This window comes from Salegentibacter sp. (assembly GCF_041642575.1).
Taxonomy (GTDB): domain Bacteria; phylum Bacteroidota; class Bacteroidia; order Flavobacteriales; family Flavobacteriaceae; genus Salegentibacter.
In genome coordinates this window covers 20,171-38,970 of the sequence record NZ_JBEPWD010000017.1, presented here as the reverse complement: position 1 = coordinate 38,970, position 18,800 = coordinate 20,171, and the positions used below count along the sequence as shown (strand labels likewise).

Below are 18,800 nucleotides of genomic sequence, written 5' to 3'. Positions count from 1 at the left end.
CTCATGCAATATTGCGCAACCAAAGTCAACCTGTTATCTTTGCGCATTAATCTTTACAGAAATCAATAAGATGATCAAGGTAAGTTTGCCGGATGGCAGTATCAAGGAATTTGAGAAGGGCACCACCCCAATCGAGGTTGCTAAAAGCATAAGTGAAGGCCTGGCCCGCAATGTTATTTCAGCAAAATACGATGGAGAGATCGTGGAAACGGAAACTCCTCTTCAAGAAGATGGCGAGCTTATCCTTTTTACCTGGAAAGATGATGAAGGAAAAAAAGCATTCTGGCATTCTACTTCTCACGTCATGGCACAGGCCATCGAAGAACTTTATCCCGGCTCCAAGCTAACCATTGGTCCTGCAATTGAAAATGGTTTTTACTACGATGTTGACTTTGGCGAAGAAAAATTATCGGAGAATGATTTTAAAAAGATCGAAAACCGAATGCTGGAGATCGCACGCGAAAAACACGACTTTAAACTGCGTGAAGTCTCTAAGGCCGAAGCTCTTGAATATTACAAAAAACAGAACAACCCATTCAAGGTTGAACTTATTGAAAATCTTGAGGACGGCGAGATCACCTTTTGCGATCATTCGAATTTTACTGATTTATGCCGTGGAGGCCACCTTCCAAATACCGGATTCATAAAAGCGGTTAAGCTAATGAGCGTTGCCGGAGCTTACTGGCGTGGAGATGAAAAGAATCCCCAGCTTACCCGAGTATACGGAATTTCATTTCCGAAGCAAAAAGAATTAAAAGAATATCTGGAGCTCCTGGAGGAGGCAAAAAAACGCGATCACCGTAAATTAGGAAGAGAGTTGGAACTTTTCACTTTCTCTCAAAAAGTTGGTCAGGGCCTACCATTATGGTTACCAAAAGGTGCGGCATTAAGAGAGCGCCTGGAGAATTTCCTAAAAAAGGCCCAGAAAAAAGCCGGATATGAAATGGTGGTGAGTCCGCATATTGGGCAAAAAGAACTTTATGTCACTTCTGGGCATTATGCCAAATATGGAGAAGACAGTTTTCAGCCTATTAAAACTCCGAATGAAGGAGAAGAATTCCTGTTAAAACCAATGAATTGCCCTCATCACTGTGAGATTTACAATGCTTCTGCCTGGAGTTATCGTGATCTTCCGAAGAGATTTGCAGAGTTCGGAACGGTGTATCGTTATGAGCAAAGTGGAGAATTGCACGGGTTAACCCGGGTTAGAGGATTCACTCAGGATGATGCTCATATTTTCTGTACGCCAGATCAATTAGATTCAGAATTTAAAAAAGTGATAGACCTTACCTTATATGTATTCGATTCTTTAGGTTTCGAAAACTTTACGGCCCAGGTTTCGCTTCGTGATCCTGAAAACAAAGAAAAATATATTGGCAGTGACGAGGTATGGGAAAAGGCAGAAACTGCAATCCTTAATGCAGCAAAAGAAAAAGGGCTGAATTATGTTATTGAAACCGGAGAAGCCGCTTTTTACGGGCCAAAACTCGATTTCATGGTTAAGGACGCTCTAGGAAGAAGTTGGCAGCTGGGGACTATACAGGTAGATTATAACCTGCCAGAAAGATTCGATCTCACCTATAAAGGCAGTGACAATGAGTCACATCGTCCAGTGATGATACATCGTGCTCCTTTTGGCAGCATGGAAAGATTTATCGCAATCCTGCTTGAGCATACCGCCGGAAATTTCCCGCTATGGTTAATGCCTGAACAAGCTATCATTCTCTCGCTCAGTGAGAAGTATGAAAAATACTCACAAAAAGTTTTAACTTTGCTAGAAAATGACGAAATTCGCGCCTTGGCCGATAATCGAAATGAAACCGTTGGGAAGAAAATTCGTGAGGCTGAAGTAAGCAAATTCCCATACATGTTGATTGTGGGGGAACAGGAAGAGAAAGATGGTACAGTTTCTGTACGAAAACGCGGGGAAGGCGACCTGGGAACAATGACCCCTGAGGCCTTTGCCGAAATTATAAATAAAGAAATAAGAGAAACGCTAAAGACGTTTGAAGTTTAATTAAAATTCGATAAGCCATAGCAATACGTAGAAAAAGATCAAAGCGACCGCTAAGAGAGATTAAAGAAGATCAACACCGGATCAATAAAAAGATCAGGTCTGATGAAGTTCGCCTTGTAGGTGACAATGTAGAAATGGGAGTTTATCCAATACAGAAAGCTCTGGAAATTGCCGATGAGCAAGGTCTGGACCTGGTAGAAATCTCCCCTAATGCCAAGCCACCCGTGGCCAAGGTAATGGACTACAAAAAGTTTCTCTATGAACAGAAAAAACGCGAGAAAGCCCTAAAGGCTAAAGCTAGTCAGGTAGTGGTAAAGGAGATCCGTTTCGGGCCCAATACCGATGATCACGATTATGAGTTTAAAAAACGTAATGCTGAAAAATTCCTGAAAGACGGAGCTAAACTTAAGGCATTTGTATTCTTTAAAGGAAGATCTATTGTTTTTAAAGACAAAGGTGAAATTCTGTTACTTAGATTGGCGCAGGACCTGGAAGATCTTGGTAAAGTAGAACAAATGCCGAAACTGGAAGGTAAAAGGATGACCATGTTCCTTGCCCCCAGAAAGACAAAATAAAAGAAAAGAGAGTTAATTATAAAAGAAGAGAACATGCCTAAGATGAAAACAAAATCCAGTGCTAAGAAGCGTTTTAAGCTTACAGGTACCGGTAAAATCAAAAGAAAGCATGCGTTTAAAAGTCACATCTTAACAAAGAAGTCTAAAAAACGTAAGCTAGCCTTAACGCACAGTACCCTGGTACATGATGCAGATAAGGACAATGTTAAACTTATGTTGCGTTTAAAGTAACATAAGCCCTTAACGGTTTAAACAATTTAAAAACCCTGGAGTTGGGCAAAACCTTAACCGGTTTTAAAAAGTGTCAAATGCAGACCGCCTGCTACAAAAAAATGTAAAATTATGCCAAGATCAGTAAATTCAGTTGCGAAGAGAGCCAGAAGAAAAAAGGTTCTTAAGCAAGCAAAAGGTTACTTCGGACGTCGTAAAAACGTTTGGACAGTCGCCAAAAACGCGGTGGAAAAAGCTATGCTTTATGCATACAGAGACCGCAAAACCAAGAAACGTAATTTCCGTTCATTGTGGATTATGCGTATAAACGCTGCAGCCCGTGAACATGGTATGTCTTATTCTCAGTTTATGGGAGGAGTTAAAGCTAACGGAATAGGCTTGAACCGTAAAGTTCTTGCCGACCTTGCGATGAATCACCCCGATGCTTTTAAAGCAATAGTAGACAAAGTAAAATAAACAATTATTATACTCTCTTAATAGAAAGTCTGGTGGAAACACCAGACTTTTCTTATTTTACACCTGTAATAGTTACCATTAATTTCCTTGAGCCGCCGTGGTTTCTGTGCTCTCCAAGGTAAATCCCCTGCCAGGTTCCCAGGTTCAATTCACCATGGGTAATTGGGATAATTACAGAACTCCCGAGCAACGCTGCTTTAATATGAGCTGGCATATCATCAGAGCCTTCCAGGGTGTGTTTATAATATGGCTGATTCTCCGGAACCATTTTATTAAAATGGCTCTCAAAATCGTCGCGAACTGTAGGATCAGCATTTTCATTTATAGTCAAACCTGCGGAAGTGTGTTTAATAAAAACATGCATAGTTCCGAATTTGAAATCTTCTAATTCCGGGGTTTTTGAAAGGATCTCCCGGGTTACAAGATGAAAGCCCCTTTCTTTTGCTGAAAGATTTATTTCCTTCTGAAATATTTCCATTCCAATATTGATTTTATGTTTTCTGCGGTTTCTTTTTTGCTGCCGGAAATAATACGTTATTGAGTATTACCCGATAACCCGGGGAATTGGGGTGTAATGAAAGTTCGGTTTTGGGATCTCCTACCCTATGCTGATAATCTTCCGGGTCGTGCCCTCCGTAAAAAGTAAAAAAACCTTTCCCCTTTACTCCATGAATATATCTGGCCTCTCCATTCAATTTACTCTCTCCCATAATCAAAACATTGGCTTTTATATTTTTAGGATTATAAGCTGTCGTTTGCCCCATAAAGCCTTTTACGAGGCGGGTGTGATTCTGAGTCAACATGGTTGGAACCACATCCCATTTAGCTGAAAAATCCATAAGCGTAAAATAATCTGATTCCTGTGGAATTTGCCGCTTTTCTGTCATATCTATTGAAGAAAATTCATAAACCATAGGACTACGCTCCAGAATGAAATCAGTAAAAGCAAAGGTTTTATTAAAATCGATTTTTGACTGATATGCGGGCTCACTGGGATCACCATCAAACATAGGTTCGGCTATATCCACACCTTCAGCTGCCAGAGCAATATCAAAACTATCGGTGGCGCTGCACATGGCAAACATAAATCCGCCGCCAATCACATAATCCCGAATATTGAGAGCTACATCCAGTTTCTGTTCAGATACTTTTGAATATCCTAAACTTTCGGCCAGAGCTTCAGCCTCTTTCTTTTCGTTTATATACCAGGGTGTAGTTCGGAAGGCTCTATAGAATTTCCCGTATTGCCCGGTAAAATCTTCATGATGAAGATGAAGCCAGTCGTAAAGCACCAGTGCATCGTCCAGAACCTCCCTGTCATAAATAACTTCATAAGGTATTTCAGCGTAAGTAAGCACCATGGTAACCGCATCATCCCAAGGCTGAGCATCGCCCGGAGAATAAACCGCAATTTTAGGTGCTTTCTCCAGAACCACATTTTCCATGTTCCGGGATGGACTTTCAATTTCTTCCAGAATTTCAAGAGTTTTCGCATCACTAATCACTTCAAAGGAAACTCCTCTTACCATACATTCCTTTTGAAGTTCTTCTGTATCGGAAATCAAAAAGGAACCACCACGATAATTTAGCAGCCATCTGACTTCCAGATTTTGCTCCAGGGCGTAATATGTAATTCCGTAGGCTTTTAAATGATCTGTTTGAGTATTATCATCCATAGGAATAAGAATATTGGATGAAAATGTGTTAAGAGATATAAAGAAGAAAAAGAGTGAAAAGAAAAAGGGTTTACCAACACTATCGGTAAACCCTTTAAAATTATGTATATGAAACGAAATGCTTTCCGCAGAAAACAAGAATCTTTTAGAAAGGAACTTCGCTATCGTCTTCATTATTAAAATCGTCATTCATGGAGCTTCCAAAGGCCTCATCGGCACTAGGACTTGGCAGGTTTCCACTTCCGAATTCCTGCGAATCATCTCCTCCACTGTTCATTTTTGAATGGAATTCAAACGGGGAATCGAATTCATCTAAGTTATCAAATTTACCAAGATGTCCAATAAATTTCAGTCTGATATTTTCTAAACCACCGTTACGGTGTTTGGCAACAATAAATTCACCCTGACCATCGGTAGGAGTGCGCTCTTCATCATCCCATTCATCAATTTTATAATATTCCGGTCGATAGATAAAGGAAACGATATCGGCATCCTGCTCGATCGCTCCAGATTCCCTCAAATCTGAAAGTAAAGGTCTTTTACTACCTCCACGCGTTTCAACCGCTCTGGAGAGCTGTGATAGTGCTATAACCGGTATATTTAGTTCTTTGGCCAGAGCTTTAAGGTTACGGGAGATCGTAGAAATTTCCTGTTCTCTGTTACCTCCACCTTTCTGGGAACCTCCGGCGGTCATCAATTGAAGGTAATCAACCACGATCAATTTAATCCCATGTTGTGATGCCAACCTCCTGGCTTTAGCTCTAAGGTCGAAAATAGACAGAGACGGTGTATCATCAATAAATAGCGGAGCTTTTTCAAGATCTTTTACTTTGACGTTTAATTGCTCCCACTCATGTTTTTCCAAATTTCCGGTTCTTAGTTTTTCTGAAGAAAGTCCGGTTTCCGAAGAAATAAGCCTGGTAATAAGCTGTACTGAAGACATCTCCAGAGAGAAAAACGCAACAGGAATACCCTGACCAACAGAAATATTCCGAGCCATAGACAGGGTTAATGCTGTCTTACCCATACCGGGACGAGCTGCCACAATAATAAGGTCACTGGGCTGCCATCCCGAAGTTAATCGATCCAGTTTATCAAAACCGGAAGGCACACCACTAAGTCCTTCTTTATTCGAAATCTCCTGAATTCTATTCTTTGCCTGGATCACTAAACTTTGGGCGGTTTCGGTGGATTTTTGAATATTGCCCTGGGTTACCTCGTATAATTTTGCCTCGGCACTATCCAATAAGTCAAAAACGTCGGTACCTTCATCGTAAGCCTCCTCAATAATCTCATTTGAAATTTTTATAAGGCTTCGCTGAATATATTTCTGAAGAATAATTCGGGCGTGAAACTCGATGTGAGCTGAAGAAGATACCTTTTGAGTAAGCTGAATCAAGTAATAATCACCCCCAACCTTATCAAAGTCACCATCTTTCTTTAATTGATTGGAAACGGTTAATAAGTCAATCGCCTCAGTATTTTCAAAGAGTTTGTGTATCGCCTGAAAAATTAGTTTATGCGAGTTTTTATAGAAGGCATCGGCGTTGAGGATATCTATTATTTCGTCTACCCCTTTTTTATCGATCATCATAGCACCCAACACAACCTCCTCTAAATCAACAGCTTGCGGAGGAAGTTTTCCTTTTTCAAGGTTTATTACATTGGATTTCTGATATTTAAAACTTTGGGGGGCAGTGATTTTTTCCATAGCACTAAAGTAAAAAAAATGTTAAGACGGTCTTAAAGAAACCAACTTGAGTTAATCCACAGGTAATCAACATTTGGGGTGTTGATAACTTAGAAAGTTTGTTAATAAGGGTAAAAAAATCCGAAACAAAATGCTTCGGATTTTTATCAGGTTATGTTATCTAAGGACTCAGCCTTTAAAGACTCCCATATTTAAATATTTATCCATTCTTTTTTCAACAAGTTCGGTTGGTGATAAGTTTCTAAACTCTTCATATGAAGATGCAATTGCATTTTTCACAGTTTCAAAAGTTTCCTCACGGTGGCGATGTGCGCCGCCAAGAGGTTCTTTTACGATCTCATCGATAAGTTTTTGTTTTTTCATATCGGTGGCAGTAAGCTTAAGGGCGTCTGCCGCCTGTTCTTTAAACTCCCAGCTTCTCCATAAAATTGAAGAACAGGATTCAGGAGAGATAACCGAATACCAGGTATTTTCCAGCATGAGCACTTTATCTCCAACTCCAATTCCCAGTGCTCCACCACTAGCACCTTCTCCAATAATTACAACGAAGATTGGCACTTTAAGGCGGGTCATTTCGAAAATATTTCTTGCAATAGCTTCACCCTGCCCGCGCTCTTCGGCTTCCATGCCCGGGTATGCTCCGGGAGTATCTATAAAGGTTACCACAGGAATCCCGAATTTTTCGGCAGATTTCATCAATCTAAGGGCTTTGCGATAACCCTCAGGATTGGCCATTCCGAAATTTCTGTATTGTCGGGTTTTGGTATTATAACCCTTCTGTTGCCCAATAAACATATAGCTCTGATCATCGATCTTTCCAAGACCACCGATCATCGCTTTATCGTCTTTCACATTTCGGTCTCCATGAAGTTCCAGAAAAGTATTGCCACAGATAGCATTGATATAATCAAGGGTATATGGCCTGTTAGGATGTCTGGAAAGCTGCACCCTTTGCCAGGCGGTAAGATTTCCGTAGATCTCTTTCTTTTTTTCTTTAAGCTTCTTCTCGATCTGCTTGCAAGTGGCGGTCACATCAACTTCACTTTCTGAACCGATATTGCAAGCCTTTTCGTATTGCTCTTCTAACTCTTTAATGGGTAATTCAAAATCTAAATATTCCATAAGTAGTTATGGGTGTTTTTTATTAGCTTACAAATATAACAAACTTTAAAAGGAAGATTTCCTATGATTCTTTATTATTTATCAAAGAATTTAAGCCCGCTAACGCTTAGCTTTAAACAGGAGATAAACCGCTAATATCCCGAAACTTATATTGGGAAACCAAACAGCGATTAAGGGCGAGAAAGTTGACTGCTCGGCCATAGTGCCGAATACTTTATCAAAGAAAATAAATACAAAGGCAAGGGTTATCCCCAGGGCAAGGTTTACGCCCATGCCTCCCCTTCTCTTTATGGAAGAAACCGCCACTGCGATTATCGTTAAAATAAATGCTGAAACAGGGATGCTCCATCTTTTATAAGCCACTACCAGATAGCGGTTAATGTTCCCCGAGCCTCTCCTACGTTCTTTCTCAATGAATTCATTAAGCTCTGTATAGTTTAGGGTTTCAGCGATATAGTTTTCCGGAGTAAGTTCATCAAATTCAAATGGGAGAATAGTATCTACAGTAGTTTCATGAATAATTTCATCTTCGTTTTCTCCAATTATCCTTTTATCGAATACACTTAAGGTATAGGTAGAATCTTCTTCATTATATTTTAACCTGGAAGCGCTTATTTTAAATTTTAGTTCATTTCCATCAAAATGTTCCAAAGTAAAATTCCTGGCCGTTTTTGTTTTTGGCTGAAAGTGGCTGGCATAGATGTATTCATCATCATTGATCTGACGGTAAACATCATTGGTCTCCTGAGTTTGTGAGCCCTTTTTAAGATATTCATATTTAAACTCATTAAAACCCTTACTGGCTTTTGGCGCAAGGTACATACTCAAAACCAGAGCGAGACCACAAACAATTGTAGCACCTATAAGGTAAGGTCGTAAGAACCTGTAGAAGGAAACGCCACTACTTAAAAAGGCGATAATTTCAGTATTATTGGCCAGTTTCGAAGTAAACCAGATAACTGATAAAAATAGAAATAACGGAAAAAGCAGATTAGCAAAATAAACGGTAAAATCAAGATAGTACAGTGCTACCTCTATAAACGGCACTTCATTTTCCAGTATCTTATCGATCTTTTCGGCAAGGTTTACTGTTATCCCAATAGGAATAAATAACAGCAGCATCAGGAAAAAAGTTCCCAGATAGCGTTTCAATATGTACCAATCAAGGATCTTCAATTTATAATCGCTTATCCATTTGTTTTACCATTTTATCTTTCCAGGCTGTAAAATCACCAGCTAAGATATGCTTTCTGGCTTCTCTTACCAACCAGAGATAAAAGCCAAGGTTGTGGATAGTCGCAATTTGCTTGCCAAGCATTTCGTTGACTGTAAAAAGATGTCTTAAATAAGCCTTAGAATATTCCGTATCAACCCAAGTAATTGCCATTTCGTCTATCGTAGAAAAGTCATCAGCCCACTTTTTGTTCTTTATATTTATGGTGCCATGAGCGGTAAAAAGCATTCCGTTTCTCGCATTCCGGGTAGGCATCACACAATCGAACATATCTATTCCCAGGGCGATATTTTCTAAAATATTAATAGGCGTACCAACCCCCATTAGATAGCGGGGTTTATCCTCCGGAAGGATTTTGGTCACCACCTCGGTCATCGCATACATTTCTTCTGCAGGTTCTCCTACAGATAGGCCTCCAATTGCATTCCCTTCAGCCCCAACTGAAGCAATATATTCGGCAGATTGCTCTCTTAGATCCTTATAAGTGCTTCCCTGAACAATTGGAAATAGAGTTTGATTAAACCCATACAAAGGTTCTACCTTATCCAGGTGACTCACACATCTGTCCAACCAGCGATGCGTCATATGCATAGATCTCTTGGCGTAGCGGTAATCACACGGATAGGGCGTACATTCATCGAATGCCATGATTATATCAGCACCAATGGCACGCTGAATTTCCATTACATTTTCAGGAGTAAAAGTATGGGAAGATCCATCAATGTGGGACTTAAACTTTACGCCTTCCTCTTTTATCTTTCTTCTGGCAGATAATGAATATACCTGGTATCCACCACTATCGGTAAGGATATTTCTATCCCAATTCATGAATTTATGAAGGCCACCTGCTTTCTTTAAAATTTCAGTTTTTGGCCTTAAGTAAAGGTGATAGGTATTTCCTAAGATAATATCAGGGTTAATATCTTCTTTCAGCTCTCTTTGGTGCACTCCTTTAACCGAAGCCACCGTTCCAACCGGCATAAAAATAGGAGTTTCAATTGTTCCGTGATCAGTAGTGATCTTACCGGCACGGGCTTTACTACCGGGATCGGTAGTTAATAAATCAAATTTCATAGTCTAAATTAAATCGGTGCAAAGATACTCAACTAAAAATCAAATTGAAGCTGCTTGAAAAGCTAAATTGTTAGTTACTTGAGCTCCAAAGTTAATAACTGCCCTTTCAGGGCTTTGTCAAAGCTATTTAAAAGCCTATTTTTGTGGCCATTATTTAAACAACACAATACTATAATGTCAGACATTCAGGAATTAAAAGACTTTGCCACGCAGGTGCGCAGAGATATTTTAAGACAGGTACACAAAGTAAATTCTGGTCATCCCGGAGGCTCTTTAGGATGTACCGAATTTTTCACAGCGCTCTACAAAGAGGTGATGGAGCATAATCCCAATTTTGATATGGATGGTAAAGACGAAGATCTGTTCTTCCTTTCCAATGGCCATATCTCCCCGGTATTTTACAGCGTGCTTGCCAGAACCGGTTATTTCCCGGTGGAGGAGCTAAACACTTTCAGATTAATTGACTCCCGGTTACAGGGCCATCCAACAACGCATGAAGGCCTGCCCGGAATTCGAGTGGCTTCCGGTTCCCTTGGCCAAGGAATGTCAGTTGCAATAGGTGCTGCTGAAGCTAAAAAGCTAAACAAAGATAATCACCTTATATTTTCCCTTCACGGCGATGGAGAACTTCAGGAAGGTCAAAACTGGGAAGCAATTATGTATGCAGCAGGAAATAAAGTTGATAATCTTATCGCCACCGTTGACCTTAACGGACAGCAAATTGACGGTAGTACCGATACTGTACTTCCAATGGGTAATCTCAAAAAGAAGTTTGAAGCTTTTGGCTGGGATGTGCTTGAATTAGAAGACGGTAATGATATGGAACAGGTATTAAACAGCCTGAAAGAAGCTAAAACCCGCACCGGAAAAGGAAAGCCGGTTTGTATTTTAATGACAACAGTTATGGGTCACGGAGTAGATTTTATGATGCATACTCATGCATGGCATGGAAAAGCTCCAAATGACGAGCAGCTCGAGAAGGCCCTTGCACAAAACCCTGAAACTCTAGGGGATTATTAGGCCCTACTTTTAAGGTAATCAAATAAAAACAGATTTCCGTCGCAGTTTATCCCGCTTATTTGCGGGACGGGAATGACAAAGTAACTTAGAATGAAAAAATATACAGATACAGGAAAAAAAGATACCCGTTCAGGTTTCGGGGATGGGCTTACTGAATTGGGAAGAAAAAATCCAAACGTCGTTGCTCTTTGTGCCGATCTTGTAGGCTCACTTAAAATGCAGGATTTCATAGACGAAAATCCGGAACGTTTCTTCCAGGTAGGAATTGCCGAAGCAAACATGATAGGAATCTCCGCCGGATTAACCATTGGCGGAAAAATCCCTTTTGCAGGAACCTTCGCCAATTTTGCTACGGGTAGAGTTTACGATCAAATTAGACAGAGTGTTGCCTATTCAGGGAAAAATGTGAAAATATGCGCCAGTCACTCAGGTGTAACGCTTGGGGAAGACGGCGCTACACACCAGATCCTTGAAGATATCGGGTTAATGAAAATGTTGCCCGGAATGACGGTGATCAACACCTGTGATTACAATCAGACAAAAGCGGCTACTATCGCAATTGCTGAGCATGAAGGCCCGGTTTACCTGAGATTCGGAAGACCTAAAGTGGCTAACTTCACTCCTGAAGATCAAAATTTCGAAATTGGAAAAGCCATACATTTATATGAAGGCACCGATGTAACCATCATTGCAACCGGTCACCTGGTATGGGAAGCCATTCAGGCTGCTGAAAAACTTTCAGAAAAAGGTATAAGTGCAGAAGTGATCAATCTTCACACGATTAAACCTCTGGATGAAGAGGCAATTATTAATTCGGTTAAGAAAACCGGATGTGTTGTTACTGCCGAAGAACATAATTTCCTCGGCGGACTTGGAGAAAGCGTAGCACGGACTTTAGCCGAGAACAATCCTGCCCCGCAGGAATTTGTGGCTACCCAGGATACTTTTGGAGAAAGTGGCACACCTGAACAATTAATGGACAAATATGGCCTTAATGCTGAAGCCATTATCAAGGCTACAGAAAAAGTTTTAAGCAGAAAATAAAAACTTGTCTGTCAATCTATTACAAGCCTTTCAGAGATATTTCTGAAAGGCTTTTTTATTTCATTCAGAATAAACGGCATCGTTTATGCGTTATTGAATTCCTAACTTAAAATTGAAATAGTATGAAAAAGTTAATAATCATTGCGGTGTTTCTAGCCGGTACAGGCTTAATGGCCCAGGAAGCCGAATTTGGAATTAAGGGAGGATTGAACTACGGTGCTTCCGGAGATTTTGAAAACGTAAATGAAGGTGCCGAAGATTTTCGTTCTTCTTTTGAAGAAGGGGAAAACAAAACCGGGTTTCACATTGGAGCTTACAGCAAATTTGGAATCTTAGGATTTTTTCTTCAGCCAGAAGTAATGTATACGAGTCTAACCACTGAATATGAATCCTTTGATTACAAACTGAATAAAATAGATGCTCCGGTTTTAGTTGGAGTTAACATCCTGGGACCTCTAAATATAAAAGCAGGTCCTTCTTTTCAATATATTTTAAACAATGAGCTGGAGGAAACTTCTTTAGAGATTGGCGAAGTCGAGAATGATATCAGCATAGGATATCAGCTGGGTGCAGGCTTAAATTTTGGTCGCCTTGGCTTTGACATACGTTATGAAAATGCCTTTAGCGAAAATACTGCTTTTGTTGAAACAGCTTCAGAGAGATTTTCTCTGGATTCCAGGCCTTCCCAATGGATATTAAGCGCCTCATATTCCTTCTAAAAAAGGAAATTTTCAAAACTAAAAAAGCCCCGGATCGGGGCTTTTTTAGTTCAATTATTTTTACTTAAAACGTATCTGGATCTAAATAATCCGGAATTCCGTTATCGTTAGTATCGGGAAATTCAAGGCTTCCGTCTTCATTTATGATAATCTCTTCCCGGGTTGGAGTACCATCCCCGTCATCATCACTATCAGCATAATTAGGAGTGTCATCCTCATCGGTATCGTCATTCCTTAAATCCCCATCGCCGTCAAGATCTTCCATCCAGCTGGGAATTCCGTCGCCATCGTGATCGGATTCATTCACACTCAACAGATTAATACTGAATATTAGCGGACTATAAGCCGGAATGCTTGCCTGGGAATTAGAAAAATACCCTAAGCCTGAAGGAAAAAATACTGCACCAATTCCATAATCATTGTTGAAATTAACAGTATTATCATCATTAACGGAATAACCGGAAGCTCCTTTAAATTCGACTACTCCCTGGGTGAATCCATCGATCAGCCCTAATTGATCAAACCATACCGGAGTTTTTGCGTTATCAAAAGTAGAGCGGTTCAGCAGTTCTCCACGGTAAGTTACCAGCGTAGAATCGGCAAAAGTGGGTTGTTCTCCAACTCCTTCTCTTACTTTAAGTACGTATAAATTATAATCTACATCATCCTTGCTATAAGTTTTCTGAATAAGATTTTCTGAATCAATAATTGGAGTCTTATCGGAGTTATCTCCTGCTATCGTATCAAAACGAATTACATAGTCAAAATCTCCTCCCGGATTTTCAAAGTCCTCATAGTTATAAAAATGGGTTTCCAGGTATGCTCTTAAGGCTTCATCATCTTCAATTGCCTGCTCTCCCCTATCTCTTTCGGGAACCTCCTCAACTTCATCATCATCGTCACTACAGGAAAACAGTGTCATACTAAAAATAATACCTGTAAAAAATAAATATTTCAATCTCATCATTCTTTTAATTTGGGGCGCAAGATACAATATTCTTGTATTTTTGCTTAAGGATTAAACCGCAGTTTTATGAGGATTGATAAGTTTTTATGGTGCGTCAGGTATTTTAAAACCCGTAGCCTTGCCACACATGCCTGTAAGCAGGGAAAAATAAAAATAGAAGGCAGCAGCGTAAAACCATCCCGGGAGGTTTTTCCAACAGATAAGATTAGTGTACGCAAGAACCAGATCGATTATCAGCTAGAGGTCCTGGATATCCCACCAAGTAGGGTTGGTGCCAAACTCGTGAACTTATATGTGAATGATACCACTCCGAAAGAAGCCTTTGAAAAACTTGATCTTTTAAAATATTCAAAAGATTACTACCGCAAAAAAGGCACCGGCCGGCCTACCAAGAAAGACCGCCGCGATATAGACGAGTGGTATGAAAATACTGATCCTGATACAACCGATGAAAAATAAATTTGATGCCGATTTCTGGCAAGACCGCTATAAGGAAGGAAAAACCGGCTGGGATATAGGCGAAGTTTCTCAACCTCTTAAAGCTTATATCGATCAGTTACCCAACAAAGAAATTAAGATCCTTATTCCCGGGGCAGGTAATTCCTGGGAAGCCGAATACCTATTCAAGAAAGGTTTTAGAAATGTTTTTGTGGTCGATCTCGTTCGGGAGCCCCTTGAGAATTTTTCAAAACGATGCCCCTCCTTTCCCAAAAGTCAGATATTGCATACCGATTTCTTTGAGATTAAAGATCAATTTGATCTCATCCTGGAGCAAACATTCTTCTGTGCAATTCCGGTTAAAAAAAGACCTCATTATGCCAGACAATGTCATAAGCTTTTAAAAGAGAATGGCCGAATTTCAGGTGTTCTTTTCAATTTTAAACTCACAGAGGACGGACCACCTTTTGGTGGTAGTAAAAATGAATATTTGACGTATTTTAGCGAGTACTTTAAAATTGAAATCCTGGAGCCCTGTTATAATTCGATAAAACCGCGCCGGGGAAATGAACTCTTTTTCAAATTCAGAAAACTATGAAAAAAGGTGTATTGATCTTAACCCACGAACAAATTCAGCATAAAATAAAACGTATTGCCTACCAGATCTATGAAAACAACCTGGAGGAAAAAGAGATCGTGCTGGCCGGAATTTCGAAAAACGGCTACGAATTTGCTCAACGCTTAAAAAAATGGCTGGAAGAAATTTCCTCTCTAAAGATCAGCCTTTGCGAGGTTAAAATCGATAAAAAAAATCCTCTTAATCCGGTAACTACATCCCTGGAAAGTTCCGATTATAAAGACAAATCCATAATTCTGGCAGATGACGTCTTAAACTCCGGAACCACTCTAATCTATGGAGTCAAGCACTTTCTAGAGGTACCCCTAAAGCAATTTCAGACAGCTGTTCTGGTTGACAGAAATCACAAAAAATACCCGGTTAAGGCGGATTTTAAAGGAATATCCCTTTCAACTTCACTTCAGGAAACAGTTAAACTGAGTTTTGAAAAAGGAAACAATAAAGCAGAGCTATTTTAGCTTCTCTGCAATTTGATTTAAAATTTCTTCCGGCGTAGCATTATCTACATTTACAACAATATCTGATTGATGGTAGTAATAGCCTCTCTCAAACATATGCTTCCTTATAAATTCCTCCAATGCTTCCCTGGTATCAAGATGGCTGATAACAGGCCTGTGAATTTTCTCCGGGAATAAACGTCGGGTCAATTCTTCTACTGAAGCTTTGAGATAAATAGTCTTAGAATTAGGCGTTTTTTTGATTAATTCCAGGTTTTTTCCATAACATGGAGTGCCACCGCCCAGAGAAACGACCAGATTTGAAGAATCTTCCAGCACATCTTTTAAAACTTGTGTTTCCAGTTTCCGAAAATATAATTCCCCTTTCTCCTGAAATATCTCGTGTATTGTTTTTCCTTCTATGGTTTCGATTTGGTCATCAAGATCAAGAAAATCATAATTTAAATGGGCAGCAAGTTGCTTCCCCAATAGTGATTTTCCCGACCCCATATATCCGTTAAGAAATATTTTCATATTATAATTTACTCGTTATTAGATGAATTAAAAACAAATGCAAATTTATATGATTTTAGTCTTGAAAAATAAATTAATGAATGTATATTTGCACCCGCATTCGCAAAACGCCGTATGCCACAAATGATCTGGTAGCTCAGTTGGTAGAGCATCTCCCTTTTAAGGAGAGGGTCCTGGGTTCGAGCCCCAGCCAGATCACTTTTTGAAATTATGATTTTGTTGGGTGAGAAGTTTTTCCTGAGCGAAGTTGAAGGATGTTCCAACAAGATCACAAATTTAGTTCTTTTTACAGATGCAAAAATCAGATCTGGTAGCTCAGTTGGTAGAGCATCTCCCTTTTAAGGAGAGGGTCCTGGGTTCGAGCCCCAGCCAGATCACTTTTTAAGTATTGATTTTGTTGGGCGAGAAGTTTATCCTGAGCAAGCCGTTTGGCGAAGTCGATGGAAGCCCCCCGTCCGAAACGGATTCATCCGTGCGGACAGCCAGATCATTTATTTAAGTGGAAACTCAATTCATTTATTAAGTTCAGAATTCCGTTGGAATTAAATTTACTGAAGCCCTATTAAAAGTCAGGTTTTCGAATCCTGCTTTTTGCCCGGGTGCTGGAACTGGTAGACAGGCATGGTTGAGGGCCATGTGTCCATTAGGGCGTGCGGGTTCGACTCCCGCTCCGGGCACATTTTTTCTACTCCTATTCTATTTCAATATTTTCTTTATTATTCCGAAAAACCGGTACGGCGGATATTTTAAAGGCAGGTCTATGAAATTTGATGAACTTACCACGGCTTTTTCATGACTAAAAGCAAGAAAACTCCTGTGACCATGATAACTTCCCATCCCACTGTTTCCTACCCCTCCAAACGGAACCTTATGATTGGCAATATGCACGAGGGTATCGTTTAAACAAGCGCCCCCGGAAGAGGTCTTTCTTAACACTTTTTCTCCTTTCCCCTTGTCGCCAAAATAATATAAGGCGAGCGGCTTTTCTCTCTTGTTTATAAAAGTTTCGGCATTACTGAGTTCATCAAATTCAATAACCGGCAAAATTGGTCCGAAGATCTCCTCCTTCATAATCTCATCTTCTGCTTCAACATTATTCAGTATCGTCGGGGCCAGAAATAAACTTTCTTCTTCAGATTCTCCTCCATGATAAATATCCTTTCCTTCTAAATAGCCGGTTAACCTTTCAAAAGCATTTTTATTTATAATCCTTGCGTAGTGCTTACTGTGATCTATTTTCTCACCATATAATTCCTTAAAGGATTCAGTCATCTTTTTAAGAAAATCATCTTTAACCGACTTGTGAACCAATAAGTAATCGGGCGCGATGCAAGTTTGGCCGGCATTAATTGTCTTTCCCCAGGCAATACGTTTTGCGGCCAGATCCAGATTGGCTCCTTCATCAACAATACACGGACTTTTTCCACCGAGTTCAAGAATTACTTTACTCAAATGTTCTGCAGCCGCCTTCATGACAATTTTCCCCACCCGGGAACTACCGGTGAAGAAAATCACATCAAAGGGATAATTAAACAGATTTTGATTTGTTTCCTTTCCTCCCTGCACCAGACTTATATATTCTGAAGGAAAAAATTCATTGATCATTTCTTCCATGATTTTGGAAGTATTCGGTGAATCAGGAGAAGGTTTTAGAACCGCACAACACCCCGAAGAAATCGCTCCAATTAACGGGTTGATACAAAGCTGAAAAGGATAATTCCACGGAGAAATAATAAGGCCAATTCCCAATGGCTCGTAAATCACTTTTGAACCGGAAGGCAATAGATGAAGAGGAGTCGAAACCTTCTTTGCTTTAGCCCATTTTTTAAGATTTTTCAAATGGAAATCCAATTCCTGTAAAACAATACTTACTTCGGTTAAAAATGACTCTTCCTTACTCTTATTAAGATCTTTCCACAGCGCGTCATAAATTCGATCTTCATATTTCAGTATCGCTTCTTTTAATTTCTTTAATTGATCTAACCTGAAGGAAATTTCCCTGGTACGGTGCGACCCGTAAAATTCTTTTTGACTTTTAAAAATCGCTTCAATTTTTTTTGCTGATGTTTCTTCCATATCAATTAGTGCTTCTTCCTTTAAATTCATCCATAGTTTTATAAACTCCTATTACCCTTCCAACAAACCAGTCGTAAAACCAAATGGGGAAAAGTCCCTGAGAAAATCTAACAAATCTCATACTCCAGGGCATGCTGAGAAAAATGCGATCTTTCTCAATGGCTCTTATAATTTTTGCAGCGACCTTTTCTTCTTCCAGAATCGGAATTAATGATTTTACGCCGTCAAACATTCCGGTATTAATATAATAAGGAGTTACCGTAGTTACCCCAACCCCTGTTTTCAAATCCTTCATCTCAAGTCTCAAGCTATCAGACCAACCGGTGCAAGCCCATTTGCTTCCGGCGTAAATCGCCATTTTGGGATTGGAAACCAGTCCGGCTGAAGAAGCTATATTACATATATGCCCAAACTTTCTCGAAATCATTCCAGAAAGAAAAAGCTGGGTGAGATGCATTGGAGCAAGAGCATTAACAGCCATGGTTTTATCTATCGCTGCAGCATTTGATTCGTGAAAATAACCACCAAACACAATGCCCGCATTATTGATAAGAATATCGACAGGGCCTACTTCCCGTTGTATCTTAATCGCGAGTTCCTTAAGCTTTTCAGTCTGGGTAATATCAATTTCAAATGCATGCACTTCCCCTGAAGCTTGTAGTTCTTTTCGTGTTTCTTGTAATTTTATGGCATTGAAGTCCAGGATAATAAGTTTACCACCTTTTTCCAACACTCTCCTGCCCATTAACTTACCAATACCTGAGGCTCCACCAGTGATAAGGACGCAACTGGATTTAATTTTAGTCATGTTTAAATTTTTCTGTTTAATATT

20 protein-coding genes and 3 tRNA genes are annotated in these 18,800 nt (G+C 39.8%); 13 read left to right on the top strand and 10 right to left on the bottom strand.

Going from position 1 to position 18,800, the window contains the following annotated elements; genetic code table 11:
- Positions 1–70: 70 nt before the first annotated feature.
- From thrS to rplT, 4 genes are all read left to right on the top strand, one after another.
- Positions 71–2,017: a threonine--tRNA ligase gene (gene thrS / locus ACESK1_RS05010; protein ID WP_372918537.1), complete on the top strand. Its 1,947-nt coding sequence runs from the start codon at positions 71–73 to the stop codon at positions 2,015–2,017.
- Positions 2,018–2,076: 59 nt separating this feature from the next.
- The gene (gene infC, locus ACESK1_RS05005) at positions 2,077–2,592 is read left to right on the top strand and encodes a translation initiation factor IF-3 (RefSeq protein WP_372918535.1); all 516 of its coding nucleotides are present in this window, start codon (positions 2,077–2,079) and stop codon (positions 2,590–2,592) included.
- A 33-nt stretch (positions 2,593–2,625) separates the two neighbouring features.
- Complete coding sequence (rpmI, locus tag ACESK1_RS05000; RefSeq protein WP_037319922.1) at positions 2,626–2,823, top strand: 50S ribosomal protein L35; 198 nt, start codon at positions 2,626–2,628, stop codon at positions 2,821–2,823.
- Positions 2,824–2,934: 111 nt separating this feature from the next.
- Positions 2,935–3,279, top strand: coding sequence for a 50S ribosomal protein L20 (rplT, locus tag ACESK1_RS04995; RefSeq protein WP_372918529.1), 345 nt, complete (start codon positions 2,935–2,937; stop codon positions 3,277–3,279).
- 52 nt (positions 3,280–3,331) lie between these two features.
- Here rplT and ACESK1_RS04990 read toward each other — a convergent pair whose 3' ends face one another.
- The 6 genes from ACESK1_RS04990 to tgt form a co-directional block, all read right to left on the bottom strand.
- Positions 3,332–3,757 (bottom strand): secondary thiamine-phosphate synthase enzyme YjbQ, encoded by a 426-nt coding sequence (locus ACESK1_RS04990; RefSeq protein WP_372918527.1) that lies wholly within the window; start codon positions 3,755–3,757, stop codon positions 3,332–3,334.
- A gap of 13 nt (positions 3,758–3,770) precedes the next feature.
- Complete coding sequence (locus ACESK1_RS04985) at positions 3,771–5,129, bottom strand: asparagine synthetase B (protein ID WP_372918525.1); 1,359 nt, start codon at positions 5,127–5,129, stop codon at positions 3,771–3,773.
- Positions 5,101–6,666: a replicative DNA helicase gene (dnaB, locus tag ACESK1_RS04980; protein ID WP_372918523.1), complete on the bottom strand. Its 1,566-nt coding sequence runs from the start codon at positions 6,664–6,666 to the stop codon at positions 5,101–5,103. The genes ACESK1_RS04985 and dnaB overlap by 29 nt, the downstream gene beginning before the upstream one ends.
- Before the next feature lie 168 nt (positions 6,667–6,834).
- Positions 6,835–7,788: an acetyl-CoA carboxylase carboxyltransferase subunit alpha gene (locus ACESK1_RS04975; protein ID WP_372918521.1), complete on the bottom strand. Its 954-nt coding sequence runs from the start codon at positions 7,786–7,788 to the stop codon at positions 6,835–6,837.
- Positions 7,789–7,887: 99 nt separating this feature from the next.
- Entirely contained in the window at positions 7,888–8,964 is a 1,077-nt protein-coding gene (locus tag ACESK1_RS04970) for an LptF/LptG family permease (RefSeq protein ID WP_372918519.1), read from the bottom strand.
- Position 8,965: 1 nt separating this feature from the next.
- Positions 8,966–10,096, bottom strand: a complete 1,131-nt coding sequence (tgt, locus tag ACESK1_RS04965; RefSeq protein ID WP_372918517.1) for a tRNA guanosine(34) transglycosylase Tgt — start codon at positions 10,094–10,096, stop codon at positions 8,966–8,968.
- Between the two features lie 174 nt (positions 10,097–10,270).
- On the opposite strand from tgt, the gene ACESK1_RS04960 reads away from it, so the two are divergent.
- From ACESK1_RS04960 to ACESK1_RS04950, 3 genes are all read left to right on the top strand, one after another.
- Complete coding sequence (locus ACESK1_RS04960) at positions 10,271–11,116, top strand: transketolase (protein ID WP_372918515.1); 846 nt, start codon at positions 10,271–10,273, stop codon at positions 11,114–11,116.
- Between the two features lie 90 nt (positions 11,117–11,206).
- Positions 11,207–12,160 (top strand): transketolase family protein, encoded by a 954-nt coding sequence (locus tag ACESK1_RS04955; RefSeq protein ID WP_372918514.1) that lies wholly within the window; start codon positions 11,207–11,209, stop codon positions 12,158–12,160.
- Positions 12,161–12,282: 122 nt separating this feature from the next.
- Positions 12,283–12,879 (top strand): outer membrane beta-barrel protein, encoded by a 597-nt coding sequence (locus ACESK1_RS04950; protein ID WP_372918512.1) that lies wholly within the window; start codon positions 12,283–12,285, stop codon positions 12,877–12,879.
- Between the two features lie 64 nt (positions 12,880–12,943).
- On the opposite strand, the gene ACESK1_RS04945 is transcribed toward ACESK1_RS04950, so the two are convergent.
- Positions 12,944–13,846: an FKBP-type peptidyl-prolyl cis-trans isomerase gene (locus tag ACESK1_RS04945; protein ID WP_372918510.1), complete on the bottom strand. Its 903-nt coding sequence runs from the start codon at positions 13,844–13,846 to the stop codon at positions 12,944–12,946.
- A gap of 66 nt (positions 13,847–13,912) precedes the next feature.
- On the opposite strand from ACESK1_RS04945, the gene ACESK1_RS04940 reads away from it, so the two are divergent.
- The 3 genes from ACESK1_RS04940 to ACESK1_RS04930 are packed head-to-tail and all read left to right on the top strand — an operon-like array spanning position 13,913 to position 15,379.
- Positions 13,913–14,305 carry an RNA-binding S4 domain-containing protein gene (locus ACESK1_RS04940; protein ID WP_372918508.1) on the top strand — a complete coding sequence of 131 codons (393 nt, stop codon included), beginning with the start codon at positions 13,913–13,915 and terminating at the stop codon, positions 14,303–14,305.
- Complete coding sequence (locus tag ACESK1_RS04935; RefSeq protein ID WP_372918506.1) at positions 14,295–14,882, top strand: methyltransferase domain-containing protein; 588 nt, start codon at positions 14,295–14,297, stop codon at positions 14,880–14,882. The genes ACESK1_RS04940 and ACESK1_RS04935 overlap by 11 nt, the downstream gene beginning before the upstream one ends.
- Complete coding sequence (locus ACESK1_RS04930; protein ID WP_372918504.1) at positions 14,879–15,379, top strand: phosphoribosyltransferase family protein; 501 nt, start codon at positions 14,879–14,881, stop codon at positions 15,377–15,379. The genes ACESK1_RS04935 and ACESK1_RS04930 overlap by 4 nt, the downstream gene beginning before the upstream one ends.
- Here ACESK1_RS04930 and ACESK1_RS04925 read toward each other — a convergent pair.
- A complete protein-coding gene (locus tag ACESK1_RS04925) occupies positions 15,371–15,892 on the bottom strand; it encodes a shikimate kinase (protein ID WP_372918502.1) in 522 nt (173 codons plus the stop codon). The genes ACESK1_RS04930 and ACESK1_RS04925 overlap by 9 nt on opposite strands.
- A gap of 125 nt (positions 15,893–16,017) precedes the next feature.
- Here ACESK1_RS04925 and ACESK1_RS04920 point away from each other — a divergent pair.
- The 3 genes from ACESK1_RS04920 (at position 16,018) to ACESK1_RS04910 (ending at position 16,569) form a co-directional block, all read left to right on the top strand.
- Positions 16,018–16,090 (top strand) — tRNA-Lys (locus ACESK1_RS04920).
- A gap of 106 nt (positions 16,091–16,196) precedes the next feature.
- Positions 16,197–16,269, top strand: a tRNA-Lys gene (locus tag ACESK1_RS04915).
- Between the two features lie 216 nt (positions 16,270–16,485).
- Positions 16,486–16,569: transfer RNA gene (locus tag ACESK1_RS04910), tRNA-Leu, on the top strand.
- Between the two features lie 19 nt (positions 16,570–16,588).
- Here the strand turns inward: ACESK1_RS04910 and ACESK1_RS04905 are convergent.
- Together ACESK1_RS04905 and ACESK1_RS04900 are read right to left on the bottom strand one after the other, a co-directional pair.
- Positions 16,589–17,998, bottom strand: a complete 1,410-nt coding sequence (locus ACESK1_RS04905; protein WP_372918500.1) for an aldehyde dehydrogenase — start codon at positions 17,996–17,998, stop codon at positions 16,589–16,591.
- Positions 17,970–18,776 carry an SDR family oxidoreductase gene (locus ACESK1_RS04900; protein WP_372918498.1) on the bottom strand — a complete coding sequence of 269 codons (807 nt, stop codon included), beginning with the start codon at positions 18,774–18,776 and terminating at the stop codon, positions 17,970–17,972. Before ACESK1_RS04900 ends, ACESK1_RS04905 begins: the two co-directional genes overlap by 29 nt.
- Positions 18,777–18,800 lie beyond the last annotated feature (24 nt).